This window comes from Paenibacillus phytohabitans, from assembly GCF_013141775.1.
GTDB lineage: Bacteria > Bacillota > Bacilli > Paenibacillales > Paenibacillaceae > Paenibacillus_AQ > Paenibacillus_AQ phytohabitans.
Window position 1 is genome coordinate 1 of sequence record NZ_WHOB01000074.1, and the last position, 22,142, is coordinate 22,142.

25 protein-coding genes and 1 riboswitch are annotated in these 22,142 nt (G+C 53.2%); of the genes, 19 read left to right on the forward strand and 6 right to left on the reverse strand.

The features are described 5' to 3' along the window. Nucleotides 1-175: 175 nt before the first annotated feature. Nucleotides 176-619, reverse strand: coding sequence for a hypothetical protein (locus GC101_RS25980; protein ID WP_171719679.1), 444 nt, complete (start codon nt 617-619; stop codon nt 176-178). 176 nt (nt 620-795) lie between these two features. After that, a riboswitch (cyclic di-AMP (ydaO/yuaA leader) is annotated at nt 796-963 on the reverse strand. Between the two features lie 590 nt (nt 964-1,553). Here GC101_RS25980 and GC101_RS25985 point away from each other — a divergent pair. Both GC101_RS25985 and GC101_RS25990 read left to right on the forward strand, forming a co-directional pair. Beyond that, on the forward strand, nt 1,554-1,955 hold the full coding sequence (locus GC101_RS25985) for a MerR family transcriptional regulator (protein ID WP_171719680.1): 402 nt from the start codon (nt 1,554-1,556) through the stop codon (nt 1,953-1,955). A 32-nt stretch (nt 1,956-1,987) separates the two neighbouring features. Continuing rightward, a complete protein-coding gene (locus GC101_RS25990; protein WP_171719704.1) occupies nt 1,988-3,010 on the forward strand; it encodes an oxidoreductase in 1,023 nt (340 codons plus the stop codon). Nucleotides 3,011-3,080: 70 nt separating this feature from the next. Here the strand turns inward: GC101_RS25990 and GC101_RS25995 are convergent, their stop codons facing one another. Further along, a complete protein-coding gene (locus GC101_RS25995; protein ID WP_042133269.1) occupies nt 3,081-3,323 on the reverse strand; it encodes a glutaredoxin family protein in 243 nt (80 codons plus the stop codon). After that, nucleotides 3,320-3,646, reverse strand: a complete 327-nt coding sequence (gene ytxJ, locus GC101_RS26000) for a bacillithiol system redox-active protein YtxJ (RefSeq protein ID WP_039306673.1) — start codon at nt 3,644-3,646, stop codon at nt 3,320-3,322. Before ytxJ ends, GC101_RS25995 begins: the two co-directional genes overlap by 4 nt. A 231-nt stretch (nt 3,647-3,877) precedes the next feature. Between ytxJ and GC101_RS26005 the strand changes: the two genes are divergently transcribed. The 4 genes from GC101_RS26005 (at nt 3,878) to GC101_RS26020 (ending at nt 6,347) form a co-directional block, all read left to right on the forward strand. Further along, nucleotides 3,878-4,600 (forward strand): SDR family NAD(P)-dependent oxidoreductase, encoded by a 723-nt coding sequence (locus GC101_RS26005; RefSeq protein WP_042133272.1) that lies wholly within the window; start codon nt 3,878-3,880, stop codon nt 4,598-4,600. 75 nt (nt 4,601-4,675) lie between these two features. Then, nucleotides 4,676-5,311, forward strand: coding sequence for a ThuA domain-containing protein (locus tag GC101_RS26010; RefSeq protein WP_171719681.1), 636 nt, complete (start codon nt 4,676-4,678; stop codon nt 5,309-5,311). A 135-nt stretch (nt 5,312-5,446) separates the two neighbouring features. Next, the gene (locus GC101_RS26015) at nt 5,447-5,812 is read left to right on the forward strand and encodes a MerR family transcriptional regulator (RefSeq protein WP_171719682.1); all 366 of its coding nucleotides are present in this window, start codon (nt 5,447-5,449) and stop codon (nt 5,810-5,812) included. Between the two features lie 193 nt (nt 5,813-6,005). Beyond that, the gene (locus GC101_RS26020; protein ID WP_171719683.1) at nt 6,006-6,347 is read left to right on the forward strand and encodes a thioredoxin family protein; all 342 of its coding nucleotides are present in this window, start codon (nt 6,006-6,008) and stop codon (nt 6,345-6,347) included. 183 nt (nt 6,348-6,530) lie between these two features. Here the strand turns inward: GC101_RS26020 and GC101_RS26025 are convergent, their stop codons facing one another. After that, the gene (locus GC101_RS26025) at nt 6,531-7,433 is read right to left on the reverse strand and encodes a CHAD domain-containing protein (RefSeq protein WP_171719684.1); all 903 of its coding nucleotides are present in this window, start codon (nt 7,431-7,433) and stop codon (nt 6,531-6,533) included. Nucleotides 7,434-7,720: 287 nt separating this feature from the next. Between GC101_RS26025 and GC101_RS26030 the strand changes: the two genes are divergently transcribed. Then, entirely contained in the window at nt 7,721-8,617 is an 897-nt protein-coding gene (locus GC101_RS26030) for a lipoate--protein ligase family protein (protein WP_171719685.1), read from the forward strand. Between the two features lie 845 nt (nt 8,618-9,462). On the opposite strand, the gene GC101_RS26035 is transcribed toward GC101_RS26030, so the two are convergent. Beyond that, nucleotides 9,463-10,242, reverse strand: a complete 780-nt coding sequence (locus tag GC101_RS26035) for a carbon-nitrogen family hydrolase (protein WP_171719686.1) — start codon at nt 10,240-10,242, stop codon at nt 9,463-9,465. 109 nt (nt 10,243-10,351) lie between these two features. Between GC101_RS26035 and GC101_RS26040 the strand changes: the two genes are divergently transcribed. The 9 genes from GC101_RS26040 (at nt 10,352) to GC101_RS26080 (ending at nt 18,573) form a co-directional block, all read left to right on the forward strand. After that, nucleotides 10,352-10,780, forward strand: coding sequence for a MarR family winged helix-turn-helix transcriptional regulator (locus GC101_RS26040; protein ID WP_171719687.1), 429 nt, complete (start codon nt 10,352-10,354; stop codon nt 10,778-10,780). A gap of 39 nt (nt 10,781-10,819) precedes the next feature. Then, nucleotides 10,820-11,455: a nitroreductase family protein gene (locus tag GC101_RS26045; protein WP_171719688.1), complete on the forward strand. Its 636-nt coding sequence runs from the start codon at nt 10,820-10,822 to the stop codon at nt 11,453-11,455. Between the two features lie 58 nt (nt 11,456-11,513). After that, complete coding sequence (locus tag GC101_RS26050) at nt 11,514-11,810, forward strand: putative quinol monooxygenase (protein ID WP_076246217.1); 297 nt, start codon at nt 11,514-11,516, stop codon at nt 11,808-11,810. Nucleotides 11,811-11,837: 27 nt separating this feature from the next. Then, on the forward strand, nt 11,838-13,025 hold the full coding sequence (locus GC101_RS26055; protein ID WP_343049830.1) for a pyridoxal phosphate-dependent aminotransferase: 1,188 nt from the start codon (nt 11,838-11,840) through the stop codon (nt 13,023-13,025). A 242-nt stretch (nt 13,026-13,267) separates the two neighbouring features. Beyond that, nucleotides 13,268-14,896, forward strand: a complete 1,629-nt coding sequence (locus GC101_RS26060; protein ID WP_171719690.1) for a phospholipase D-like domain-containing protein — start codon at nt 13,268-13,270, stop codon at nt 14,894-14,896. 65 nt (nt 14,897-14,961) lie between these two features. After that, complete coding sequence (locus tag GC101_RS26065) at nt 14,962-15,339, forward strand: hypothetical protein (RefSeq protein WP_171719691.1); 378 nt, start codon at nt 14,962-14,964, stop codon at nt 15,337-15,339. A 112-nt stretch (nt 15,340-15,451) separates the two neighbouring features. Beyond that, a complete protein-coding gene (locus GC101_RS26070) occupies nt 15,452-15,778 on the forward strand; it encodes an ArsR/SmtB family transcription factor (protein WP_039306638.1) in 327 nt (108 codons plus the stop codon). 108 nt (nt 15,779-15,886) lie between these two features. Continuing rightward, the gene (locus GC101_RS26075; protein WP_076246224.1) at nt 15,887-17,665 is read left to right on the forward strand and encodes a SulP family inorganic anion transporter; all 1,779 of its coding nucleotides are present in this window, start codon (nt 15,887-15,889) and stop codon (nt 17,663-17,665) included. Nucleotides 17,666-17,871: 206 nt separating this feature from the next. Beyond that, on the forward strand, nt 17,872-18,573 hold the full coding sequence (locus GC101_RS26080; RefSeq protein ID WP_171719692.1) for a DUF1361 domain-containing protein: 702 nt from the start codon (nt 17,872-17,874) through the stop codon (nt 18,571-18,573). Here GC101_RS26080 and GC101_RS26085 read toward each other — a convergent pair. Further along, a complete protein-coding gene (locus GC101_RS26085) occupies nt 18,549-18,935 on the reverse strand; it encodes an MGMT family protein (protein WP_171719693.1) in 387 nt (128 codons plus the stop codon). The two genes, GC101_RS26080 and GC101_RS26085, sit on opposite strands and share 25 nt — an antisense overlap. A gap of 282 nt (nt 18,936-19,217) precedes the next feature. Here GC101_RS26085 and GC101_RS26090 point away from each other — a divergent pair, with 282 nt between their 5' ends. The 3 genes from GC101_RS26090 to GC101_RS26100 are packed head-to-tail and all read left to right on the forward strand — an operon-like array spanning nt 19,218 to nt 22,122. Beyond that, entirely contained in the window at nt 19,218-20,765 is a 1,548-nt protein-coding gene (locus tag GC101_RS26090; protein ID WP_171719694.1) for a spore germination protein, read from the forward strand. Continuing rightward, entirely contained in the window at nt 20,762-21,916 is a 1,155-nt protein-coding gene (locus GC101_RS26095; RefSeq protein ID WP_171719695.1) for a Ger(x)C family spore germination protein, read from the forward strand. The genes GC101_RS26090 and GC101_RS26095 overlap by 4 nt, the downstream gene beginning before the upstream one ends. Before the next feature lie 2 nt (nt 21,917-21,918). Further along, complete coding sequence (locus GC101_RS26100; RefSeq protein WP_171719696.1) at nt 21,919-22,122, forward strand: hypothetical protein; 204 nt, start codon at nt 21,919-21,921, stop codon at nt 22,120-22,122. The last annotated feature ends 20 nt before the right edge of the window (nt 22,123-22,142 follow it).

Sequence of the window (22,142 nt, forward strand, 5' to 3'; positions counted from 1 at the left end):
TATAACCGTAAGCGAATGCATGGCGCGCTAGGGTATCTTTCACCCATCCGTTTTGCTAAGCAATGTACTGAAAAATCCGTTGCGTGAACGTCTACTTTCTTGACAAAGGTCCATACAGTCCGCATGGATCGCAGTGGCATGATTAAAGCTATTGTTGCATACCCCACCCAGCTCCCTATCCAGCCGACGGGCGCGGGACAGCTGGCCGCGCAGCAGCCATCTGTTCGCGAATCCCTCTGAGCTGCGCTTTCAGCTCAGGGACGCTTCGCTGCAGGATGAGGCTGATCTCTGGCAGCGGCAGCTGGATGCCGTACAATAAGGCGCTGGCGATCTGATCCTCCCAGGTGAGCAGGGTAGAAGAGCAGCGGCCCCGGTCTTGAGCTACCAGCGAGCATTGCCGGATGCATTCCCTGTAGGCGGCAAGGGAGAAGTCCGATTGGATGCTGCCCTTCAGCCACGGCTCATAGAGTGCCGCGAATGTGGCAACTGCGGCTTGATCGGCGCGGGCGCCCTTCTCCAGCAGCAGACAGCTTAGCGCATAGATGGTTCCGCTATATTGCTCAATATAGCTGGTGAATCCGGCAGCGGGAACTGCATTGGACGATAATGGGTCTGGCATGTGGACACGTTCCTTCCTGAATGTGGGCGATTTATAGTTTGGATATGTAGCTGATAGGTTTGCCGAAATGCTGATCCGCCGGAATAAGTGCGCAAAAAACCGCAGACAGAGGAGGACCTCTGCTGCGGTTTTGTTACAGGCGTAAGAAGCCTGGGGCAAAATCGTGGCGGATCAAGGATCTCTCTCTTTACGCTTACGAGGTTAGCTGTCGGATTCGGACGGTGAGAGTCGCCCTACCTTTTGAGACTGCGTAATTGAAGTCTCCTTCGGATTCACCCCAAGTAGGCCTGCGGCCTGATGGTTCCCCCGTTTTCCGCTTGGCGGAAATTCAGCGTGCATTCACATTATTGCTGGTAACTTTCAACACGAATCATACCCTTTCAGGATTGTCTTTGTAAAAATGGAAAAGAGTGCTTCTGCGCCGGATTTGCAATAAATTGCTGCTTCGCGAGGAATATTGGAGACTAAAACCATATATGTGGCCGATTATCATCCGTTTATCTCACTCAATCGCCGTTTTTTATTTTTGGGAGGCAGCGGTGAGGGAACTCCGGAAATATTAATGCGTTAGACGGATATGCCGTCGATATCGAATTTTTGTGAAATGGCGTATTAGTGAGATATTGGGAAATAATGAGAGATTAAAGATGAAGTAAGCGTTATCCATCAGGCAAATAGATTCGTGAATGTGTTATTAGAGTAATTATGGCGGTTTACAAATTGCACCTGAATTAGAGCTCGATTCTTCGAAAAGGGTATCCTTTCTAGCCGCACAAACCATGCATCCGGGAGGGCCTAATTCCCGCTTCCCGAATGCTTGACTTGGACCATACTCCAGGGATTATCATTTGATTCTGTAAGGGCAGACTGTCAGTAAATTACCAAGACTGAAAGCCAAACTAAGAAGCTAGATTAAGAAGGAGGCCAGCAGCAAATGGAGCCTGTTTTTACGATTGCCGAGGTAGCAGAGCGGACAGGACTCAGCCAGGATACCATCCGCTATTATGAGAAAATCAAGCTCCTGCCCCCGGCAAGCCGCAAGGAGAACGGCCAGCGGGCATACAGCAGGCGTGAGCTGGACCGGGTGCATTTCGTTGCTATTCTCAAAAGAACCCATATGCCGCTGCGCACCATTCAAGAATATATCCGGGCTTCAGCGGACGAGGACTACGAGGAATGCTACAGTGTGCTGGACGGGCATAAAACGTTGATTGAAGAGCAGCTCACGGAACTTACGGCGGCACTGGAGCTTATGCAATACAAGCTGAAGAACTTCCGGGAGCTTAAGGATGGCAGGTTCATCGCGGAAATGGAACAGAGGAGGAACGAAGTGTGAAAATTGGGATGAATACGGAGCTGAAAAGCGGGATGAGTAAAGAGTCGAACAATGAGACAAACAATGAGGCGAGTAATACGAAGTTTATGCAGCACCCGATTCCTTCGGGGTTTGGGCCTGACACTACGGCGGAGCAAGTAATCCAAGGCCATAATCTGAGCGGTAAAATAGCGATCGTGACCGGTGGCTACTCCGGCCTGGGTCTGGAGACCACACGTGTCCTGGCTGCGGCCGGAGCTACAGTGATAGTTCCCGTACGGACACCGGAGAAGGCCCGGCTCGCCCTTGCCGGCATCCCCGGAGTCCAGCTGGAGGCACTGGACCTGCTGGACCCGGCATCGGTGGATGCCTTCGCGCAGCGGTTCCTGGACTCCGGCCGGCCGCTGGATATCCTCATTCACAGCGCAGGCATTATGGCCTCGCCGCTGGCCCGCGACAGCCGCGGGTATGAAGCGCAGTTCGCGACCAACCATCTGGGACATTTCCAGCTGGCGGCCCGGCTCTGGCCGGCGCTTGTGAAGTCCGGAGGCGCACGGGTAGTCTCCGTATCCTCACGCGGCCACCGCATTGCCGGTATTGATTTCGCAGACGTGAACTTTGAGCGGCGGGCCTATGAGAAATGGACAGCCTACGGCCAGTCGAAGACCGCCAATGTGCTGTTCGCCCTGGAGCTGGATAAGCGCGGGCAGGAACATGGCGTCCGGGCCTTCTCGCTGCATCCCGGCAGCATCCTGACCGATCTAGCCCGGCATTTGTCGGAAGATGAACTGCGCGGCATGGGGGCACTGGACGAGGCGGGGAACCCTATTCCGGCTGAACGTACAGGCCATATGAAGACAGTGCAGCAGGGAGCGGCGACGAGTGTCTGGTGTGCGGTGAGCCCGCAGCTCGAAGGCAAGGGTGGCGTCTACTGCGAGGATGCCGACATCGCTCCTGTTGCGGAGTCCGGGGATTCGCACCAGCCTGGGGTGCAGGACTGGGCGATTGATCCGGGCAACGCTCTGCGGCTGTGGGAGCTGAGTGAAGCTATGACGGGGGTTACATTCCCGGCCTGACAGATCTGAACAACAAAATGGTGCCGGCCCTGTAAGAGGGCGGCACCATTTTGCATAACTGACTGAATCCTTACTGTACAGCTGCCTCAATAAGCTCCTGAAGCTCTGGAAGATTGAAGCCCTTGACAGCCCGGTCTCCGGATACGGTGACTGGAACACCCATGAAGCCCAGCTTCTCGACTTCTTCCTGATAGACGGTACTGGTCATCACATCTCTGACTTCGAAGGGAATGCCCTTGCTCTCAAGCAGCTGCTTCACCTGATTGCAGTCGCTGCAGCCGGATGTGGAATAGATGATTACGTTCTGGCTCATTGCTCCACAGCTTCCTTGATGGCGCCGCGGGTGATTTTCCAGTGGGAAGTGTTCCAGCGGACCTCACCATCCTCCAGCAGGAAAATCTGCGGCGACTCATGCTTAATCCCGAAATCCTCGGCAATCTGATTGGAGACCGGACGGTCTTCGATAACATGTACAATGGCGGCAGGCGTGTCGGAATTCTGTGTATAGGCCTGGAACTCCTCATTTGCTTTGGCACTGATCGGGCAGGTGGTGCTGTGCTTGAAGAGCAATTTTTTGCCGGGTTGCCCTACGTATTGTTGCAGTTCATCCAGTGTATGGATTTGTTGAATAGACATCAGAGGATCACCTTCCTGGAATAGAATTTAGAAAGCATCTTGTCAACAATTGTGTTGTTAACAACTATTATTCTTGATTGTAACATAGTTCAAAATTAAAGCAAAAGAATGTTCAGCAGGCTTATCCCCCTCCCTTGCAGGATGTTGATAAAGGCCAATTGCCATGCTAATGTGAGAGTGATGCAGCAACGCTCTGCGCATAAATAAGCAGGTATGAGGGGTGTGCAATTCATGAAAAGGGTCGCTTTTGTAACCGGTGCCGACCGCGGGCTCGGGTTTTATCTGGTACGCTTTCTTCTGGAGAATAAATACACAGTGTTTGCCGGCCGGTATTTACCGGAAGTGGAGGCACTGGAGGCTTTGAAAGCGCAATACCAGGACACGCTGATGCTGGTCCCTCTTGATATCGGCAGCGCAGAGAGCGTGAAAGAGGCAGCGCGGAGTATTGCGGGCAGTACGGGACATATCGATATTATTATCAACAATGCCGGTATTATCCACCAGGCGGACAATGCTACAATGCTCGTGGATATGGATGATGAGGCCATGGCGCAGCTCTATAATGTGAATACGCTCGGCGCGCTCCGGGTGAGCAACGCGTTGATGGGATTGCTTCTGCAGGGCAAGCAGCGGCTAATTATTAACATCTCCTCAGAGGCAGGCAGTATCAGCCGGAACAAAAGAATTAATATGTACGGCTACTGCATGTCGAAGGCGGCGCTGAATATGCAGTCCTCGCTGATGCACAATCATCTGCGTAAGCTGGGCGGACAGGTGATGGTCTTTCATCCCGGCTGGCTGCAGTCTTATATGAGCGGAGAGAAGAATATGGAAGCGCCGATTCCTCCGGAGGAATCAGCGTATAAGATCATGAATATCGTACAGGATCATAAGAAATATCTGGGCGAGGAACCGGTGTACATCGATCTGGACGGCAATCTCTGGCCCTGGTAACAGCAGCGCAATTTATGAAATAATGGACTCATAGATTATAGATTAACTTTGTAACAAGAGAGGTGTGAATGCGAAATGACTTCCTTCAAAGCACTTGCGTTTGGCAGCTATACCGAGGTTAAATATCATCCGTTCACGGGAGTTGACCGCGAGATCGAGCAGCTGCTGGAGCCGGAGCTTCAGGTCGTATCGACTGAGGATTACGGGCTGATGAACAAGGAACAATTGTCGGACTGCAAGCTGGTGGTCTCCTATACTGAATTTTCGGATGAGAAATTATCCGCTGCGCAGAGCGGCGCACTGCTGTCTTATGTGGCTGGTGGCGGCGGTCTGCTCGTAGTGCATAACGGGATCTCCCTGCAGCGCAATCAGGAACTTGGCGTAATGCTGGGCGCCCATTTCACCCACCATCCGGACTATACCGCGCTTCATATGACGATTCCCAGCCGGGAGCATCCGATTATGCAGGGCATCAATGACTTTGTGATTGAGGATGAGCCGTACTATTTTGAGCAGCTGCCATATTTCGAATCAACCATTCTTGCAGAATATCCCCATGGAGGGGCGATGCGGCAGGCGGCCTGGTGCCATGAATTCGGACAAGGGCGGGTAGTCTACCTGATGCCTGGCCATCATCTGCCTTCCTTCTCGGTAGAGCCGTTCCGCCGGATGATCCGCAGAGGCGGGTTATGGGCAGCCGGACTGCTGTAAGATAATGTGGAGACCAGCTTAAGTTATGCTTAGGCTGGTTTTTTTATATTTTTAAAAAAACACCTTGACCCTGACACTAGTGTCAGGGTTTATACTGAGTGCAGACCATTTCTCATGAACCCCGGGGAGAATGCCATGAAAATAGGTGAATTAGCCACACTTACGGGCGTAAGCGTCCGTTCATTGCGATATTATGAGCGTCAGGGACTGATCAAACCGCTGCGCCAGGACAACGGGTACCGTGAATACTCTCCGCTTGCCGTGGATACGGTGGAGACGATTAAGCTGTATTTGAATCTTGGCTTGTCGACAGAAGAGATTGCCGGATTCCTGAACTGTGTTCTGAAGAATAAAGAGGCGTTCTGTGCGGAAGTGATGCCGCTGTACCGCAGCAAGCTGGAAGAGATTGAACGCCAGCTGGTTGAGCTGAATCAGATCAAGCTGAACCTGCAGGACCGGATGGCTTCAATTCTGCAAGAGCAGAAGAATGAAGAGGAATAAGGCGGATCGATAAGATGAATAGAAGAAAACAAACTAGAAGCTAGAGAGATCGAAGGGGGATTTTGGAACTGTAGGAGCGACAGCGTCCGGAAGTCCAAATAGTCACCGTAGTGACGACTAAGCTTTAAGTTAGTATCTTAATTCAGCTTATATAATTTAGGTTAATCATTTGAGAGTTGAAGGAGGGCTTGAGATGGCTATGATAATTGCTGATAACGCCGGAGCTGTGCGTGAACAGCTGAAGGCTGGCGGAACCGTGCTGGTGGATTACGGTGCTTCCTGGTGTCCGCCCTGCAGAACTCTGCTGCCGATTCTGGAAGAGCTGAATGCCGAATACGGGGATGACGTGAGTATGATTAAGGTGGACTGCGATGAACTGCCGGAGCTTGCATCGGAAGCCGGTGTGATGAGCATGCCTACAGTGATCGTATACAGCGGAGGCCAACCTGTGGAGAAGCTGGTCGGCCTGCGGCCGAAATCCGTCTATCAGGGTGTATTGAACAAAGTTGCCGGAGCGGTGCGCGGTACTCTTTAAGTTATTATAACGGGGAGGGGCGGGAACGCCGCTTCGCCGCCGATATCGTGGATGGAGCACAGGCCCGCGATTCTTCCCAGGCAGCGTTCTCTGGCACTCGCAGACCAAGAATTAAGGCAGGATGCCGCATGAATATCATGCAGCGTCCTGCCTTTGTATTTTCAGGAAATATATATAATGCCGCTATTTCGTGCTCTCTGCTGCCGGAACTACAGGGACAACCTCATTCTGGTGCAATGCCTCCAGTACCTCTGCGCGCAGACTTTCGGTGAACACCGCCCATGTTTTTTTGCCGACATCCAGCTCTTCACGTCCAATGGAATTCAGTGTTTCGAGCCATACCCGCTTATCATTAATCACCCCGAGCTGCTCCTGAATATCCTTGTAGATGGCCTCGTGGGCATGGAATTTCTGATTTAGCGCAAAAGCGGCCGCATTAGCGGTATAGCGCAGATGCTTGGCGGCAATCCGCAGCTCATGAAGCGCTTCGAAGGCTTCCTTCGATTCAGCCTCAGGCCCCTTGAACAGGGTCTTGCAGGCTTTTTTCTTCTGCTCAAAAGCGACTTCAAGCTCGCGCATGACCACATTGGCATCTTTTTTGGCGGCGAGCGGCTCCAGCTGTGTATCGATAAAAGGGGTCCACTGCGCGTCTAGGGCCTTGCCGGTCAGCTTGGGAAGTGCATCCTCCAGCTTCTTGCGGAATATCTTCCGCTTGGCCTTCTGGTGTTTGATTACTGCAGTGAGCAGTTCGGCGGTTTTGACATCGCCCGCCTCTTTGGCGGCCTTGCGCCGTTCCTTGAACGATGCGATCAGTACATCTGCGTCCCTTACCTTGCCGAGCTTCTTCTGTGCCTGCTTGAATGTGCTGTACAACTCTTCCGTAGCCGAATGGCCCGGATCAAGAATGGACAGGAGCGTCAGCAGCTTGCGGCTGTTGACTCTGGCCTGATGAATATCTTCATCTCCGAAGCCCTTCAGCACATCTTGGCTGTAGTCCCGGAAGTTGATATACAGCTTGTTCATTGCCTGCTCCCATTGTCTGGCCTTGCTTAGTTGCCTGTCCTTTGTCAGTTGTTCGGTTGTCATGCGGCATCACTCCTAAGGGTTGTGTATAGCATGAGCTTCAACGCGATTCTTATGGCTGGGATTATCTTCTTATCCTCTAAGGATAACGGGTTCCAGCCGCCATTTCAAATACAGAGTTTATAGGCTCCAGGCTTCGCGGCCAGTGTGCAGATCGGTTACAATAGGACTAATTAAGAAAGTGTAATTACAACACAGCGGAATACGCAGCGTGACTTGCGGGATCAGGGCGGTGCCCGGCCTGCCGTATCCGGGAAAGAGGTAGTCAGTGGGACTCGCAGGCAATCCGAATGAGAAGTGAACCTTATAATGTGCTGGAAAATGGAGTGGCGGGCAGGCTGCCTGAAGAGATGGTGCTCTTCACGCATTTGAGCGGGGAAGCGGAGGAAACGGAATCCGGGCAGGATATGCTGATTCCGTTTGCCTTCGAGGAAATGCTGTGCCGGGATGTCGGAGCCGGACAGGTTCCGCCGGTACTGCACCTCTGGAGCCACCCGGGCGGTGTGGCGCTGGGGCTGCGGGACAGCAGGCTGCCCCGTGCAGGGGCGGCGATGCAGGCGCTTGAGGAGCAGGGAATCCGCACGGCGGTCCGGCATTCAGGCGGCGCTGCAGTGCCGCTGGATGCCGGGATCGTGAACGTGTCCCTGCTGCTGCCCAAAAGTCCGGGCAAACTGGACTTTCACGATGATTTCCGGCTGCTGGCTTCGCTGATTGCCGAAGCCGTAGCTGTGAGCCATCCGCAGGCGGCGGCGCTGATCCGTGCCGAAGAAGTCACCGGGTCGTATTGCCCCGGTGACTTCGATCTGGCCATCGGCGGCCGCAAGTTCTGCGGCATCGCCCAGCGGAGACAGAGCAACGCGTACTTCGTCCACGCGTTTGTTGTCGTGTCCGGCTCCGGGCTTGCGCGCGGAGAACTCATCCGCAGCTTCTATGCAGAGGCAGCGGACGGGGACGAATCGCTGGATTATCCCCGCGTGCGTCCGGATACGATCGCCGCGCTCGGGGAGCTTGGCGGCCTTGACTCGGCCGCAGTCTTCACGGCAGGCATCCGGCAGGCGGCTGCCCGCCGGGGCACCCTGCTGAAGCCGGCGGACCGCCTGCAGCAGGAGACCGGCTTCAGCCTGCAGTACGGCGATCCGCGTGTACTGGAGGCGGCGCGTGTGCTGCGGGAGAGGTATGCGCGCTGAAGCAAGCGTGCTATGTAACGGGAGTCATGGAGAGCGTGGAGAGCGGGCGGTCATTGAAGAGTGCAGGCAGGTGCCTACGAGAAGGGTGCAGGCAGGTGCACACGAGAAGGGTGCAGGTTAATGCAGACGAGTGCAGGCGAGCTAAATTCGCCTGTGCTTTTTGCTGTTTGGGGGAGATAGAGGGAAAAATCCCTTTAAATTGGTTGGTGGGAGGACATTTGGAGGTGGATAGAGGGAAAAATCCCTTTAAGTTGGTGGTGGGAGGGCATTTGGAGGTGGATAAAGGGAAAAATCCCTTTAAGTTGGCGGTGGGAGGACATTTAGAGGTAGATAGAGGGAAAAATCCCTTTAAATTAGTTAGTGGGAGGGGATTTGGAGGTAGATAGAGGGAAAAATCCCTTTAAGTTGGTTGGTGGGAGGACATTTGGAGGTAGATAGAGGGAAAAATCCCTTTAAATTGGTTGGTGGGAGGACATTTGGAGGTAGATAGAGGGAAAAATCCCTTTAAATTGGTTGGTGGGAGGACATTTGGAGGTAGATAGAGGGAAAAATTCCTTTAAGTTGGTTGGTGGGAGGGTATTTAGAGGTAGATAGAGGGAAAAATCCCTTTAAGTTGGCGGTGGGAGGACATTTGGAGGTAGATAGAGGGAAAAATCCCTTTAAGTTGGTGGTGGGACGACATTTGGAGGTAGATAGAGGGAAAAATCCCTTTAAATTAGTTAGTGGGAGGGGATTTGGCGGAAATGAGGGGCAGAAGTGCCCCTGAATTGGAGGGAAGCGGGCATTTGGCGGAAATGAGGGGCAGAAGTGCCCCTGAATCCCGGGGGAGGGCGTGTTACCCGCCCCTACCTGTACAGCTCCGGACGCCGGTCGGAGAAGACCGGAATCTGCCCGCGCACTTCCCGCACCCTGGCGAGGTCAATCTCGCCGCTGAGAATCTCTTCGCTGCCGGAAGCCTCGCTCACAATCTCTCCCCAAGGGTCAATAATCATCGAATGGCCGCCAAAGATGTTGGCCGGATCAGAACCGGAGCGGTTGCAGGCCACCACGTAGCACTGGTTCTCAATCGCCCGGCTGATCAGCAGGGCCCGCCAGTGGGATAAGCGGGGCAGCGGCCACTCTGCGCTGATGAACAGCACTTCAGCGCCCTCCGCCATATGAACCCGCACCCATTCGGGGAAGCGGATGTCATAGCAGATTAATCCGGCGCATAAGGTGCCGTCCAGCTTGAACAGTCCTTTGGCTGACCCGGGCTGGAGGTAGAGATGCTCATCCATCAGCTTGAACAGATGCAGCTTGCTGTACTGCCCGGCGGGTGCTCCGGTACGGTCGAAGACGAACATGCTATTGGTAACTCCGGTATCCTGCCTCACGGCGACGGAGCCGGCGACGATATTAATCCCGTATTCCCGGGCCAGACCGGAAATCAGGGCCCCTGCAGTGCGGCCCCCGTGATCTGCGATCTCATCCAGCCGGGTCAGATCGTAGCCGGTCGTCCATAATTCGGGAAGGATTATGCAGTCCGGGTTGCCGGCGGCGGCTTCGCGAATTTTGCGTTCTGCCGCAGCATAATTCACCTCCGGATTGCCAAATGCTATATCGAGCTGAATGAGGGCTATTTTCATACGGGCAAACTCCTCTTTAATTTTATTAGTTGACGGGTCAACGATTCCGGTGTAAAGTAAGGTTTGTCAAAAAGGTTTTGCACAATATATTTGCGTAAGGGGGTTAATTTTGACAGAACATCTGCCCGATGAAGATACAATCTTTGAGCTGCTGCAGGCACTGCATAAGGGAATCAGCCCGAAATTCGAGCGCTGTGCGGGCATTACACCCACCCGGTTCCGCCTTCTCCAGGAATTGTTTCGAGTCTCCGAGATCAGCCAGATTTCGCTGCAAAAGACACTCGATATCGATGCCGCAGCGGTCACCCGCCACTTGAGAGGACTTGAAGACAGCGGAATGATTGCCCGCCGGAATAATCCTGCCGATAACAGGGTCACACTCGTCTCCCTGACCGATCACGGCCGGGATCATATTAATTCCTACCGGGAAGAGAAGACCCGCTTCATCAGCGAACTGCTTACCGGGTTCAATGAACAGGAACGCACCGTACTCGCAGAGATGCTTACCCGGCTGCAATATAATATTAATTTACTGTAGCCGTCACCTATAATCAAACCATAAAGGAGCTTATTATTCATGAACACAACCAGAAACAACGATTTCACAAGCATTATTACAGGACGCCGCTCAATCCGCAAATACGATACCTCCGTCAAAATCAGCAAAGAGGAAATGACAGAGATCCTTACTGAAGCAACTCTGGCCCCTTCCTCCGTTAATATGCAGCCTTGGCGTTTCCTTATCATCGAAAGCCAGGAAGCCAAAGCCAAGCTGGCCACCATTGCCAAATTCAATCAGCTTCAGGTAGAAACCTCCGCAGCAATGATTGCCGTATTCGGTGATCTGAACAACTTCGACTATGCTGAAGAAATCTACGGGACTGCAGTAGAACGCGGACTGATGCCTGCTGAGGTAAAAGAAAGACAGCTGACCTCTCTGGGTGCCCACTTCGCGAAGCTGCCTGCGGACGTGAACAGAGAAACGGTATTGATTGATGCCGGTCTGGTCTCGATGCAATTGATGCTGGCAGCCCGTGCCCATGGCTATGACACGAACGCGATCGGCGGATTCGAGAAGGATCAGATTGCGGAATTGTTTGATATGGACAAAGAGCGTTATATTCCGGTCATGCTGATATCGATCGGCAAAGCGGTTGAAGAAGGCTATGCATCCGTCCGTCTGCCGGTTGACACTGTTGCCCAGTGGAAATAAATATTGGATAATCCTGGACCATTGAGTTAATATTCAAGAAACTTAGGAGGAATACTAAATGATTATTATCCACGCATTGCTTCAGGTAAATCCCGCACGTGAGCAGGAGTTCCTTGAAGTCGCGAAGACCCTGGTTGCCGCAACCCACGAAGAAGAAGGCAACATCTCATATGAATTGTATAAGCATACAGCGGACGGAAATACCTACATCATGGTCGAAATCTGGCGTGACCAGGCGGCTGTAGCCGCCCATAATACAAGCCCGCACTTCACCGGCTTCGCTGCCAAAGCAGGAGAATTCCTGACTGCACCGCTGGATGTTAAGCTGTATAACGCTGAAGAATTGAGCAAATAATTCCGGTTTGAAGAGGGGAGCATGCCCGTGAATCGTTTTGAACCTTCACAAATGCTGAAATCTCTGCCCAGGCAATTCTTCGCCGCGCTTGTCGCCAGAGCCGGAGCCGTTGCTGCCGAAGGGCATGACGTAATCAATCTGGGGCAAGGCAATCCGGACATGCCTACACCGGCCCATATCGTGGAGTCCCTCCAGCTGGCCGCAGTGAACCCTCTGAATCATAAATATCCGCCGTTTCGCGGCCATGTCTACCTCAAGGAAGCCGTGGCCGAGTTCTACCTGCGGGAATATGGAGTAGAGCTTGAACCGGAACGCGAGGTCGCCATTCTGTTCGGCGGCAAGACCGGTCTGGTTGAGGTGGTGCAGTGTCTGCTCAATCCAGGGGATACGGCGCTGGTGCCTGATCCCGGTTATCCGGACTATTGGTCGGGGATTGAGCTGGCACGGGCTGTTATGGAGATGATGCCGCTGACGGCGGAACAGGGGTTTTTGCCCGATTATGGCAGCATCAGCCCGGAGGCCGCAGCGAAGGCGAAGCTGATGTTCCTGAACTATCCGAATAATCCTACGGGAGCTGTGGCGACCGCGGATTTCTTCAGGGAAACGGTGCAGTTCGCATCGGATCACAACATTTGTGTGGTGCATGATTTTGCCTACGCCGCCATTGGTTATGAAGGGCAGAGGCCGCTGAGCTATCTCCAGACTTCGGGTGCGAAGGAGAATGGCATCGAAATCTACACCTTGTCCAAAACCTACAATATGGCCGGCTGGCGCGTCGCGTTCGCCGTAGGGAATGCCAGCGTGATCGAGAGCCTTAACCTGCTGCAGGATCATATGTATGTCAGCCTGTTCGGCGCGGTGCAGGAGGCAGCCAGAACGGCATTGCTTGGCCCGCAGGCTCCGGTACAGGCGAATGTGGCCCGCTATGAAGCGCGGCGTAATGTCCTGATTCAGGGTCTGCGCAGCATCGGCTGGGAAGTGGAAGCCCCCCGCGGCTCCTTCTTCGCCTGGCTCCCGGTTCCTGCAGGCTATACCTCGCAGAGCTTCGCTGACCTGCTGCTTGATGAAGCTCATGTGGTGGTAGCGCCAGGCATCGGCTTCGGCGCCTATGGCGAAGGATATGTGCGGGTGGGGCTGGTCAGTGAGGAGGCCCGGCTTGCGGAAGCGGTAGAGCGGATTGCCGCGCTGAAGCTTTTTCAGCCCTCCGGGGTATAGTTCTGTAGCTCTCCTATTAAGCTAGCTAATATACACGCTCACTAAGGGGAAACCCCGGCAGTCTTAACGGCTGCCGGGGTTTCCCCTTTGGCATCCCGCAGCGGGAGGCGGAAGAAAATAATGCTAAGAAGCGGAACGTTTATAAAACAGGCGTGCCGGGTATCTAAGCTTACCCTTACACGAGCTGTAACGCGCAGGCGGGACCTGAAGAGAGTGGGGAATGAAAGGGATGAGGGGATCGAATGGGAAATATACATAGGAACAAGCAACTGCCGCAATTACCTGCAGCGCAGTGGGATGAACGGCTTCGGCAGGATCTCGCGGACTACGTGAATTACCGGATATCCGGCGGCTCTTTAACAACTATTACTAAGAACACGGACGCCGCCGATTCTATTATTGAGCCTATTCTGGACAGCGCTGCTGTCCGTGCTTACCGGCAGGCACAGCATGGGGGTGTGATCACCGATGTCCGGCAGCTGGAGGAGCTTCCCGGATTCAGCCCGGAGCTGCTTGAGCAGCTCGCATCAGCCGTGTCCGGCCTGGATTCCGGCAAGCTTAGAGCGCTGGCGCCGCAGACTACAAGGCATAACAAGGTCGATCCATATGTGAACGGGCCGCAGTGCCTGGAGATGCTGCTGGAAGAGATCCGCAATGCACAGCGTTATATCCATCTGTCCGTGATGCTGTTCTTCAATGACCATTCGGGAAAGCTGATCGCCTCGGAGCTGCTTCATGCGCTTCAGCGGGGAGTAGAGGTCCGGATGCTGGTGAATTACACCGTCACCGCCTTGGGATACGGAAGCAATCTTGAAGTAGGAAGATTCTCCGAGCTTGCAGCAGTCCTTGAGCAGGCTGGAGCCCGGCTGAAAGATACATTTCATTCCTGCTACGCTGCTGCGGAATGGGCAGTGAAGCGTGAGGAACTGAAGTCTCAGGGCGTCCCTGAGAGTATCCTCTTTCTGCAGGACAAGGTGCAGGAGGATGTCAAAATTACCGGGCTGAATGTGATCGACCACCGTAAATTTATGGTCATTGACGGAACAACGTCCATTATAGGAAGTCTCAATATCGGTGACCAGTATACCTTTGCGACGCCTATCCGGGAATCGGCAACTGAACAGATTGACGGTCGCCCGCTTGGGATTCCCTCCAGGGAAGAGGAGTGGCATGACGGCTGCTTCCGGATTCAAGGGGAGGCTGCCCGGCCGCTGAATGAGGCTTTTCACGCCAGATGGCTTCTGCTTGGAGGAGATCACTTTGAGGTGGAAGACCCGTTCTACCACCCTGCGGGAAACTATGAATTCGGCGGGGAAGAATGTACGCTCTTTCTAAGTTTTCCCGGAAATCCGGTGAACTTGATTCAGCAGTATTATCTGGATTTGCTTACGTATGCCGCCGAAGAGACTATAATTGTGAATCCTTATCTGATCGACAAGGCTTTCTGGGACCGGCTCGGTGAAGTTGGACCGGAGTGTTCCTGCCATATCTCGATATGCAATCCGCTTGAGGTCAATGATCATCCTACGAACAAGGCAGCGGTGCGCAGCAATATGTACATTCCTTTCTGCAATGGGGTGTCCTTCTATGACTACAGCTCTACAGAACGCTTCTCCCACTGGAAAATCACTTATGACCACAGAGCGCGGGCTGTATTCCACGGCTCGTATAATATCAACGAACGAAGTGCCTGCCATGATTTCGAAATGGGAATGCTGGTTAAGAGCGAGCCGTTCGCAGACAAGGTGAAACGGATGATTGATTATGATCTTGGGGTGTCCCGTAAAATCAGCGACAAGCACGAATTCTTCAAACATCCCTGGCTGCATCCCAGCACGTATCTGAACAAGGCGACGCAGAATTACACCTGATATGTCTGCTGGCCCCATGTCATGTATAATGAGCGGTATAACATATGAAGATGGAGCTAATGAGGATGAACATAAACATACTTGGGACAAGCCTGAAGAAGAATGAGGTACTCTTCGCATCCGAATTCGGCGAGGGCAGAGGAACCTGGTGCGGTGCCGCTGTGGCTGCCGGGGAGACCTGCGGGGCTGAATTTGAGCTGCCCCCGCTGTTCATGCGCTGGGTGGATATTGTGCCGGCGCACGGAGGACGTTGTGAGATACGTATGGACGGGAATGTTGTCATATTGACGGGTATTCTGGAGAATATAGAGGAAGACGGAACCGGTTATCTGCGGCTTGGCCGCGATGTAATCATGTTCGAGTGTCTGGGTGAACCAATGGCGCTGGGCGGATTCGTGGAGATCAGGACCGGGGAGATCAAGCTGTACCCTGTCAATCCTTGAGCCTGCGGGGCGTATGCCGGACTAACTATTTCCTGCTCCGGCGTAGCCACCTTCGGCTAAATGAGCTAAGATAATATACATTAGAAAGTATAGCAAGAGGAGCAGAAGTCCCATGAACAGCGATATTCAACAATTTAAGACGGAATTCTTCAAGGCGCTGGCTCATCCGATGCGGATCCGCATTCTGGAGCTGCTCAGCGAAGGCGAGAAGAATGTGAATGAGCTGCAGGCGATCCTCGGCTCGGAGGGCTCTGCCGTATCCCAGCAGCTGGCCGTACTCCGTGCCAAGAACGTAGTGGCCAGTGTCAAAGAAGGAACCACCGTAATTTATGCCCTCCGTGATCCTCTGATCAAAGACCTTCTGGCTGTAGCCAAACAAATATTCGACAATCACCTTGTGAACACCATCTCCCTGCTTGAAGGCATCCGCAGCGAATGACCCCGGCTTCCCGGGGGGCGGATTACCCCGTTGACAAGAACGGCAGGCAGGAGTAATGTGAGTCTTATATTCAAATAATCAGATATTCAAAGAAAAGAAGGTTAAATGATGACAGGGTGGGGCCGTTTTAAAGGCTACAATATTGCTTCTCTGCGCAAGGATATCATTTCAGGGACGATCGTCGGCGTGATTGCCATCCCCTTGGGGATGGCATTTGCTATTGCCTCCGGTGTGAAACCGGAGTACGGAATTTACACGACCATAGTAGCCGGTATTCTCATTTCCTTATTCGGCGGGACAAAGTTTCAGATTGGCGGGCCTACGGGTGCGTTTATTCCTATTTTATTCGCGATTGCCATGCAGTACGGGTACGAGAATCTGCTGATTGCCGGAATGATGGCCGGGGTCATTCTCGTGGTGATGGGCGTTCTGCGGCTCGGGGTGCTGATCAAGTTCATTCCGAAGCCGGTGACAATCGGGTTCACGGCAGGAATTGCCGTTATTATCTTCAGCGGGCAGATCGCCAACTTTCTCGGACTAAGGGATATGGAGCGGCATGAAAGCTTTCTGGACAATATGAAAGAGATCGGCGCCCATATCTCGACAATCAATCTGTACAGTATTCTGACTGCGGCGATTTGTCTGGCTGTCGTAGTGCTGGGGATGCGCTTCGCGCCGAAGGTGCCCGGTTCACTGATCGGGCTGCTCTGCGCTACGGTCATTGCTGCCTTATTCTTCAGCGGCAAGGTGACTACCATCGGTTCAGCTTACGGGGATATCCCGAATACACTGCCGAGCTTTCATTTCCCAGTCATTACCTGGGAGAAGATCAGGCTGCTTATCCGCCCGGCCTTCATCATTGCGATGCTGGGCGCCATTGAGTCGCTGCTGTCCGCAGTAGTCGCCGATGGCATGTCAGGCAGCCGCCATGACAGCAACCGCGAGCTGGTCGGCCAGGGGATCGCCAACATTGCTGCGCCGTTGTTCGGCGGGATACCAGCGACCGGGGCGATCGCCAGAACCGCTACCAATATCCGCAGCGGTGCGGCTTCGCCGCTCTCCGGTATCATTCACGGCGTTGTTGTGTTTCTGATCCTGCTGTTATTCGCACCCTATGCCTCCAGCATTCCGCTGGCCGCGATGGCCCCGATCCTGATGGTCGTGGCCTGGAACATGAGTGAACGCAAGGAATTCCTTCACCTGCTTAAGCTGAAGACGGGCGATTCACTGGTGCTGTTCATTACCTTCCTGCTGACTGTGTTTGCGGATCTGACGCTGGCGGTAGAGGTGGGGCTGGTGCTCGCGGTGATACTCTTCGTGAAGCGTATGGGAGAAGTACACATGGTCTCCAAAGTGCTGCCTGACCCTTCCTCCGTGAAGGTTGAGGCACATATGGTGACGGATAGCCACGATTGTCCGCAGATCGGAATCTATAATGTCGAAGGACCGCTGTTCTTCGGGGCCGCCTACCGTTTCGACAGTACCATGCCGGGACTGGGGCCGGATCAGCCGAAGGTCATTCTGCTTCGCATGGGGAAGGTGCCGCTAATGGACACCACCGGTGAAGCCAATCTGGCTGGCCTGGTGAAGCAGCTGCACGCGGATGGCGGAAGACTGATGATCTCCGGTATCCAGAGCCAGCCGCTGGATCTGCTGAAGAAGACAGGTCTGTATGACAGAATCGGGGCTGCCCAGTTCTATGATCATACAGGGGAAGCGATCAATGAAGCGCTGGGAAGCATTGACTACAGCCGGTGCCTGGGCTGCAAGCATGCTGCCTTCAGAGAATGCAGCGCATTCTCAGGGCTTGATGAGGCTTACCCGCGCAGCGCAGCCTTCAAAGGGCGCACTCCGGCTGTCGCCAGGAAGCTGAGCGGCGGGGTATAGAGACCGGAATCCCGGTCCTGCTGTTCCAGATTTACATTAATAGCAACAGCTCCAGCCCGGACATTCACGCGTCCGGGCTGTTTTTATAGCTGCCGCATACAATATTGGACTAAGCGGTTCCATATTTGTACAATTAGAGAGAACGAACCGGATTTTGCCGGAGTGTACATAACTGGACTATATCAAGGTAAGGAGAGTATTCCCTCATGAAGGAACTTAATTATTCGAAGGTATTTATACTTCTGGCTGGAATGACGGCGGCAACACTTGCCGTATATCGCGTAGTCTCGCTGCAGACCGATACGTTCTATGCCTTTCTGCTCTGGAATCTGTTTCTGGCCTGGGTGCCGTTCTTCTTCTCCATGGCCGCGCATGAGCTGGATAAGCGGAAGATCGGGGGGCTGCTGATTCTGCCGCTTGGCATAGCCTGGCTGCTCTTTTTCCCGAATGCGCCTTATATTATGACTGACCTCGTGCATTTAACCATCCGCAAAAGCAAATACATCGTAGGCGGGACGATCCAGAACCGGTACTGGTACGATCTGACCACCCTGCTCTTATTCACCTGGAGCGCCTGGCTGACCGGATTCTTCTCCCTGTACCAGTTCCAGCATGTGATCTACCGCAAGACCAATGGGGTGCTGTCCTGGATCTTCGTGCTCTTTGCCTGCGTAATGGGCGGTTATGGCGTTCTGCTGGGCAGAGTCTACCGCCTGAACAGCTGGGATGTGCTGACAGACCGCCACCAGCTGTACCAGCTGGTTAAGGACAGTCTGAACCGGCAGTCCGTATTCTTCAGCTTATTCGTAGCCTTTGTGCTGCTGGTGATTTATGCCACGCTCTATTGTCTGCTGAACGGACTTGCCAGCGGGAGCGGCAAAGCTTATTCGAAGGGCGGCAGAAGATGATCTTCAGGGTCAGGGTTGAAATCCTGCTCCGGCTCCAGTTCCAGCTCTAGCGCGGGTCCCGGATCGTACTGATAACGTTCAAGATCAATCACACCCCGCTCGTCAAAAATAATCCCTTCACCCAGCAGGTACAGCTGCTGTAGTGAGCCGGATTCGTCTTCGGTGAGCGAGATCATGCCTTTGGAATTGATGACCCTATGCCATGGCAGCTTGTACTTCCTGCTCATAGAATGCAGAATACGCACCACCTGCCTGGCTCCCCGGGGACTTCCGGCCGCGCGGGCAATTCCGCCATAGGTCATGACAGCTCCTTCCGGAATGGACTGAATAATGGTGATCACTCTTTTGGTGAATGGCGTCATGAACAGGCTCCTTTGTCTATAACAGAATCATCCGCTGTATGTACTTAGAACAACCATAACATAAAGCGCCGCATAGAGCATCTGCCGGGATAGGAGCAACCGCGATAGCCTGATAGTCCTTCTCCCGGTCCCGCCCGGCCAAGTCCCTGTCTATACAGACAGGGGCTATTTGCTGTGCGCTGCCTAAGCCTGAGTTCTTCCTCTACAGCATAATTATGGCGAATAGGAGTTAGAGAGACGGGGGATAATCAGAGCAATAGAAATGTGACAGGAGTGACTGCTGTGAAGAGCGAGGATGCTGCAATAAACAGTGAAGCTGACGGCAAAATATCATCTTCCCAGCCGTTAAGTCCTTCGCTGGATGATACGCTGGCTCTGTTCCGGAAGATTTTCAGTAACGATGGGACCCTGAGAATTCGTGTGATTGAGAATAAGCATAGCATGCCCATCCGCTGCGGCTTGATCTACGTGGATGGAATGATTGACCGTGATCTTATACAGAATGGGATTACCAAGCCGTTCATGGCCTATGAATTCACAGATGAAGAGAGCGGCAATCCTGCAGAGCTGATGGAAAAAATCCGCATGGAAGTTATCAATATCAGTGACATTATGGTGTCTACGAAGCTGGATGAACTGGTTGGTGCTGTAGTCAGCGGGAAAACAGTATTCTTAATGGACGGCTACGCCGGAGCGCTTAATATCAATGCTCAAGGCTGGGAGACCAGAGCCATACAGGAGCCTACAACCGAAAAAGCGGTGCGGGGACCCAGAGAGGGGTTCACCGAGTCATTGTTTGTCAATCTCACCCTTATCCGGCGCAGGGTACAGAACTCCGATCTGAAATTTGTGTTCACTGACATCGGGACGCGTACGAAGACACAGACCTGCATCTGCTACATGGAGAGCCTGGCCTCACCCGATATTCTTAAAGAGCTCTACAGCCGGCTGGAGCGGGTGGAGATTGATTCCATCCTGGATACGGGGTATTTGGCTGAGCTTATCCGCGATGAGCCCTATTCCCCATTCGAGACGATCGGCAATACCGAACGGCCGGATGCTCTGGTGAGCAAAATCATGGAGGGCAGAATCGCTGTGCTCATTGAAGGTACCCCGTTTGCCTTGACGCTGCCGTATGTCTTCGTGGAGAACTTCCAGGCCAGTGAGGATTACTATATCAATTATTATTTCGCTTCCTTCAACCGTCTGCTCAGAGTGCTGGGAGCTTTCATGTCAATTAGTATTCCAGCCGGGTACGTTGCACTTGTAACCTACGCGCAGGAAATGGTTCCTACGCTGCTGCTGTTAAGCATTGCGACCGCAAGGCAATCCGTCCCCTTTCCTACGATCGTTGAGGCGCTGCTCATGCTGACCATCTTCGAGGTGCTGCGTGAAGCGGGGGCGCGGATTCCGACCTCAATAGGGCAGGCTGTCAGTATCGTAGGGGCGCTGGTGCTGGGTCAGGCTGCAGTAGATGCGCGGATTGTCAGTGCACCAATGGTTATCATGGTAGGACTGACGGGAATAACGACCCTGCTGAATCCAAGGCTGACAGGCCCTTTGATTATAGTCAGGCTTGCCCTGCTGTTTATCGCTTTTTTTCTGGGGATATACGGATATTTCTTCGGTCTGCTGGGTCTGGTGATTCATCTGATGAGCCTGCGCTCCTTCGGAGTCTCCTATATGCTCGGAGTAGGCTCGATCCGGCCGCAGGATATTAAGGACACGGCAATCCGTGCGCCCTGGTGGGATATGTATCTGCGGCCTGCGATGATCGGGGCGCGCAATATGAAGCGGAAGCCGTCTAATAAGCGGGCGAAGCGGCCATGAGGACCTTGCGCAGAGTCCTGTCCGTGCTAGTCTCTGTGCTGCTGCTGTTCAGCATTTCCGGGTGCTGGAATTATACGGAGGTGGATGATATGTCCATCGTAGCAGGAGTAGCGATCGACAAGAACAAGGCGGACGGCAAGCTGCTCCTCACTGTGGAGCTGGTGGATACCAACGGAGGTCTGGATAAAACGCAGGCGGGGTTCAAGATGATCAGTCTCAGTGGGGATACGATGTTTGAGATCGTCCGCAATATCATCTCCATAACCGGCAAAAAGCTGTTCTGGAGCCATGCCAAAGCCATTATTGTCAGTGAGGAGGTTGCCAGAGAGGGGCTCATCAAAGCGATTGACTGGTACAGCAGAGATACGGAGACAAGATCGGATGTGTTTATTTTCGTCTCCGGAGAGAAGACGGCCCGCGAGGTTCTTAATCTGAATAGCACGACGCAAGCGATTATGTCGTTTGAATTAGCCCAGATGATGCGGGATGAGAAGTATATCAGCAGTGCACCCACTGTGGAAATCTGGGATTTCATCGACAAGCTGGAGACCCTTGGGAATAATGCGGTAGCGCCGATAGTTAATATCCATGTGAAAAACGGTCAGAAGAATGAACGTGTGGAAGGTACCGCTGTATTTGTAGAGGACAGAATGGTGGGTAAGCTGGACGGAGATGAGACGAAGAGTATGTTATTTGTCAAAAACTTAATAACAGGCGGTGTGCTGGATATTGAGGATAAACATGGAACGCCGTCCTACTCCTTGGAGATTATCTCGAATCAAACGAAACTGAAGCCCAGGATGGCCGGCGGCAGGCTGCAGATGCAGATCGAAACTATGACCCAAACCGGACTGGATGAAGTCATGACAGTTGAGGGCTTCATGAAAGGGGAAACCATTCAGGATATTGAGAAAAGGGCTAGTGAGCGTATGGAGGCAGATATTCTTGCCGTAATCCATAAAGTCCAGCAGGAGTACGATGCCGATATTTTTGCCTTTGGCGAGAATGTTCATGAGAATCAGCCCAAGATTTGGGCTAAGGTCAAGGCTCACTGGCCCGAAGCATTCGCTGATCTGGATGTGACGGTCAGCTCCAAAGTCGAAATTCAGAGCAGTGCCAAAACAACACGCGCGATTAGGCTGGGGGATTAGTTATGGTCATTTACATTGTGATGATCTATGTGTTTGTAGCCATCTTTGATCCCTACGGACTGCTGAAGCGGGGCATGAAGCGGGATTTCTATGTCTGTTCTACGCTGTACCTGATCTCCTTCTCCCTGGCCTTCGCGCTGTCGATGCACTGGGAGATTCCCAGCCCGTCCCCGCTGATTGTAGATTTAATCAAGAGGCTATACTAGAGTACGCTCCTGAAGGAGGA

What these genes read in the sequence shown, in the direction of transcription:
- GC101_RS26100 (WP_171719696.1), top strand. Translation starts at nt 21,919, where the DNA reads ATGGTCATTTACATTGTGATGATCTATGTGTTTGTAGCCATCTTTGAT.
- GC101_RS26075 (WP_076246224.1), top strand. Translation starts at nt 15,887, where the DNA reads ATGACAGGGTGGGGCCGTTTTAAAGGCTACAATATTGCTTCTCTGCGC.
- GC101_RS26045 (WP_171719688.1), top strand. Translation starts at nt 10,820, where the DNA reads ATGAACACAACCAGAAACAACGATTTCACAAGCATTATTACAGGACGC.
- GC101_RS26085 (WP_171719693.1), bottom strand. Translation starts at nt 18,935, where the DNA reads ATGACGCCATTCACCAAAAGAGTGATCACCATTATTCAGTCCATTCCG.
- GC101_RS26035 (WP_171719686.1), bottom strand. Translation starts at nt 10,242, where the DNA reads ATGAAAATAGCCCTCATTCAGCTCGATATAGCATTTGGCAATCCGGAG.
- GC101_RS25995 (WP_042133269.1), bottom strand. Translation starts at nt 3,323, where the DNA reads ATGAGCCAGAACGTAATCATCTATTCCACATCCGGCTGCAGCGACTGC.
- GC101_RS26065 (WP_171719691.1), top strand. Translation starts at nt 14,962, where the DNA reads ATGAACATAAACATACTTGGGACAAGCCTGAAGAAGAATGAGGTACTC.
- GC101_RS25985 (WP_171719680.1), top strand. Translation starts at nt 1,554, where the DNA reads ATGGAGCCTGTTTTTACGATTGCCGAGGTAGCAGAGCGGACAGGACTC.
- GC101_RS25980 (WP_171719679.1), bottom strand. Translation starts at nt 619, where the DNA reads ATGCCAGACCCATTATCGTCCAATGCAGTTCCCGCTGCCGGATTCACC.
- GC101_RS26050 (WP_076246217.1), top strand. Translation starts at nt 11,514, where the DNA reads ATGATTATTATCCACGCATTGCTTCAGGTAAATCCCGCACGTGAGCAG.
- GC101_RS26095 (WP_171719695.1), top strand. Translation starts at nt 20,762, where the DNA reads ATGAGGACCTTGCGCAGAGTCCTGTCCGTGCTAGTCTCTGTGCTGCTG.
- ytxJ (WP_039306673.1), bottom strand. Translation starts at nt 3,646, where the DNA reads ATGTCTATTCAACAAATCCATACACTGGATGAACTGCAACAATACGTA.
- GC101_RS26020 (WP_171719683.1), top strand. Translation starts at nt 6,006, where the DNA reads ATGGCTATGATAATTGCTGATAACGCCGGAGCTGTGCGTGAACAGCTG.
- GC101_RS26060 (WP_171719690.1), top strand. Translation starts at nt 13,268, where the DNA reads ATGGGAAATATACATAGGAACAAGCAACTGCCGCAATTACCTGCAGCG.
- GC101_RS26015 (WP_171719682.1), top strand. Translation starts at nt 5,447, where the DNA reads ATGAAAATAGGTGAATTAGCCACACTTACGGGCGTAAGCGTCCGTTCA.
- GC101_RS26070 (WP_039306638.1), top strand. Translation starts at nt 15,452, where the DNA reads ATGAACAGCGATATTCAACAATTTAAGACGGAATTCTTCAAGGCGCTG.
- GC101_RS26010 (WP_171719681.1), top strand. Translation starts at nt 4,676, where the DNA reads ATGACTTCCTTCAAAGCACTTGCGTTTGGCAGCTATACCGAGGTTAAA.
- GC101_RS26080 (WP_171719692.1), top strand. Translation starts at nt 17,872, where the DNA reads ATGAAGGAACTTAATTATTCGAAGGTATTTATACTTCTGGCTGGAATG.
- GC101_RS26005 (WP_042133272.1), top strand. Translation starts at nt 3,878, where the DNA reads ATGAAAAGGGTCGCTTTTGTAACCGGTGCCGACCGCGGGCTCGGGTTT.
- GC101_RS26030 (WP_171719685.1), top strand. Translation starts at nt 7,721, where the DNA reads ATGAGAAGTGAACCTTATAATGTGCTGGAAAATGGAGTGGCGGGCAGG.
- GC101_RS25990 (WP_171719704.1), top strand. Translation starts at nt 1,988, where the DNA reads ATGAGTAAAGAGTCGAACAATGAGACAAACAATGAGGCGAGTAATACG.
- GC101_RS26025 (WP_171719684.1), bottom strand. Translation starts at nt 7,433, where the DNA reads ATGACAACCGAACAACTGACAAAGGACAGGCAACTAAGCAAGGCCAGA.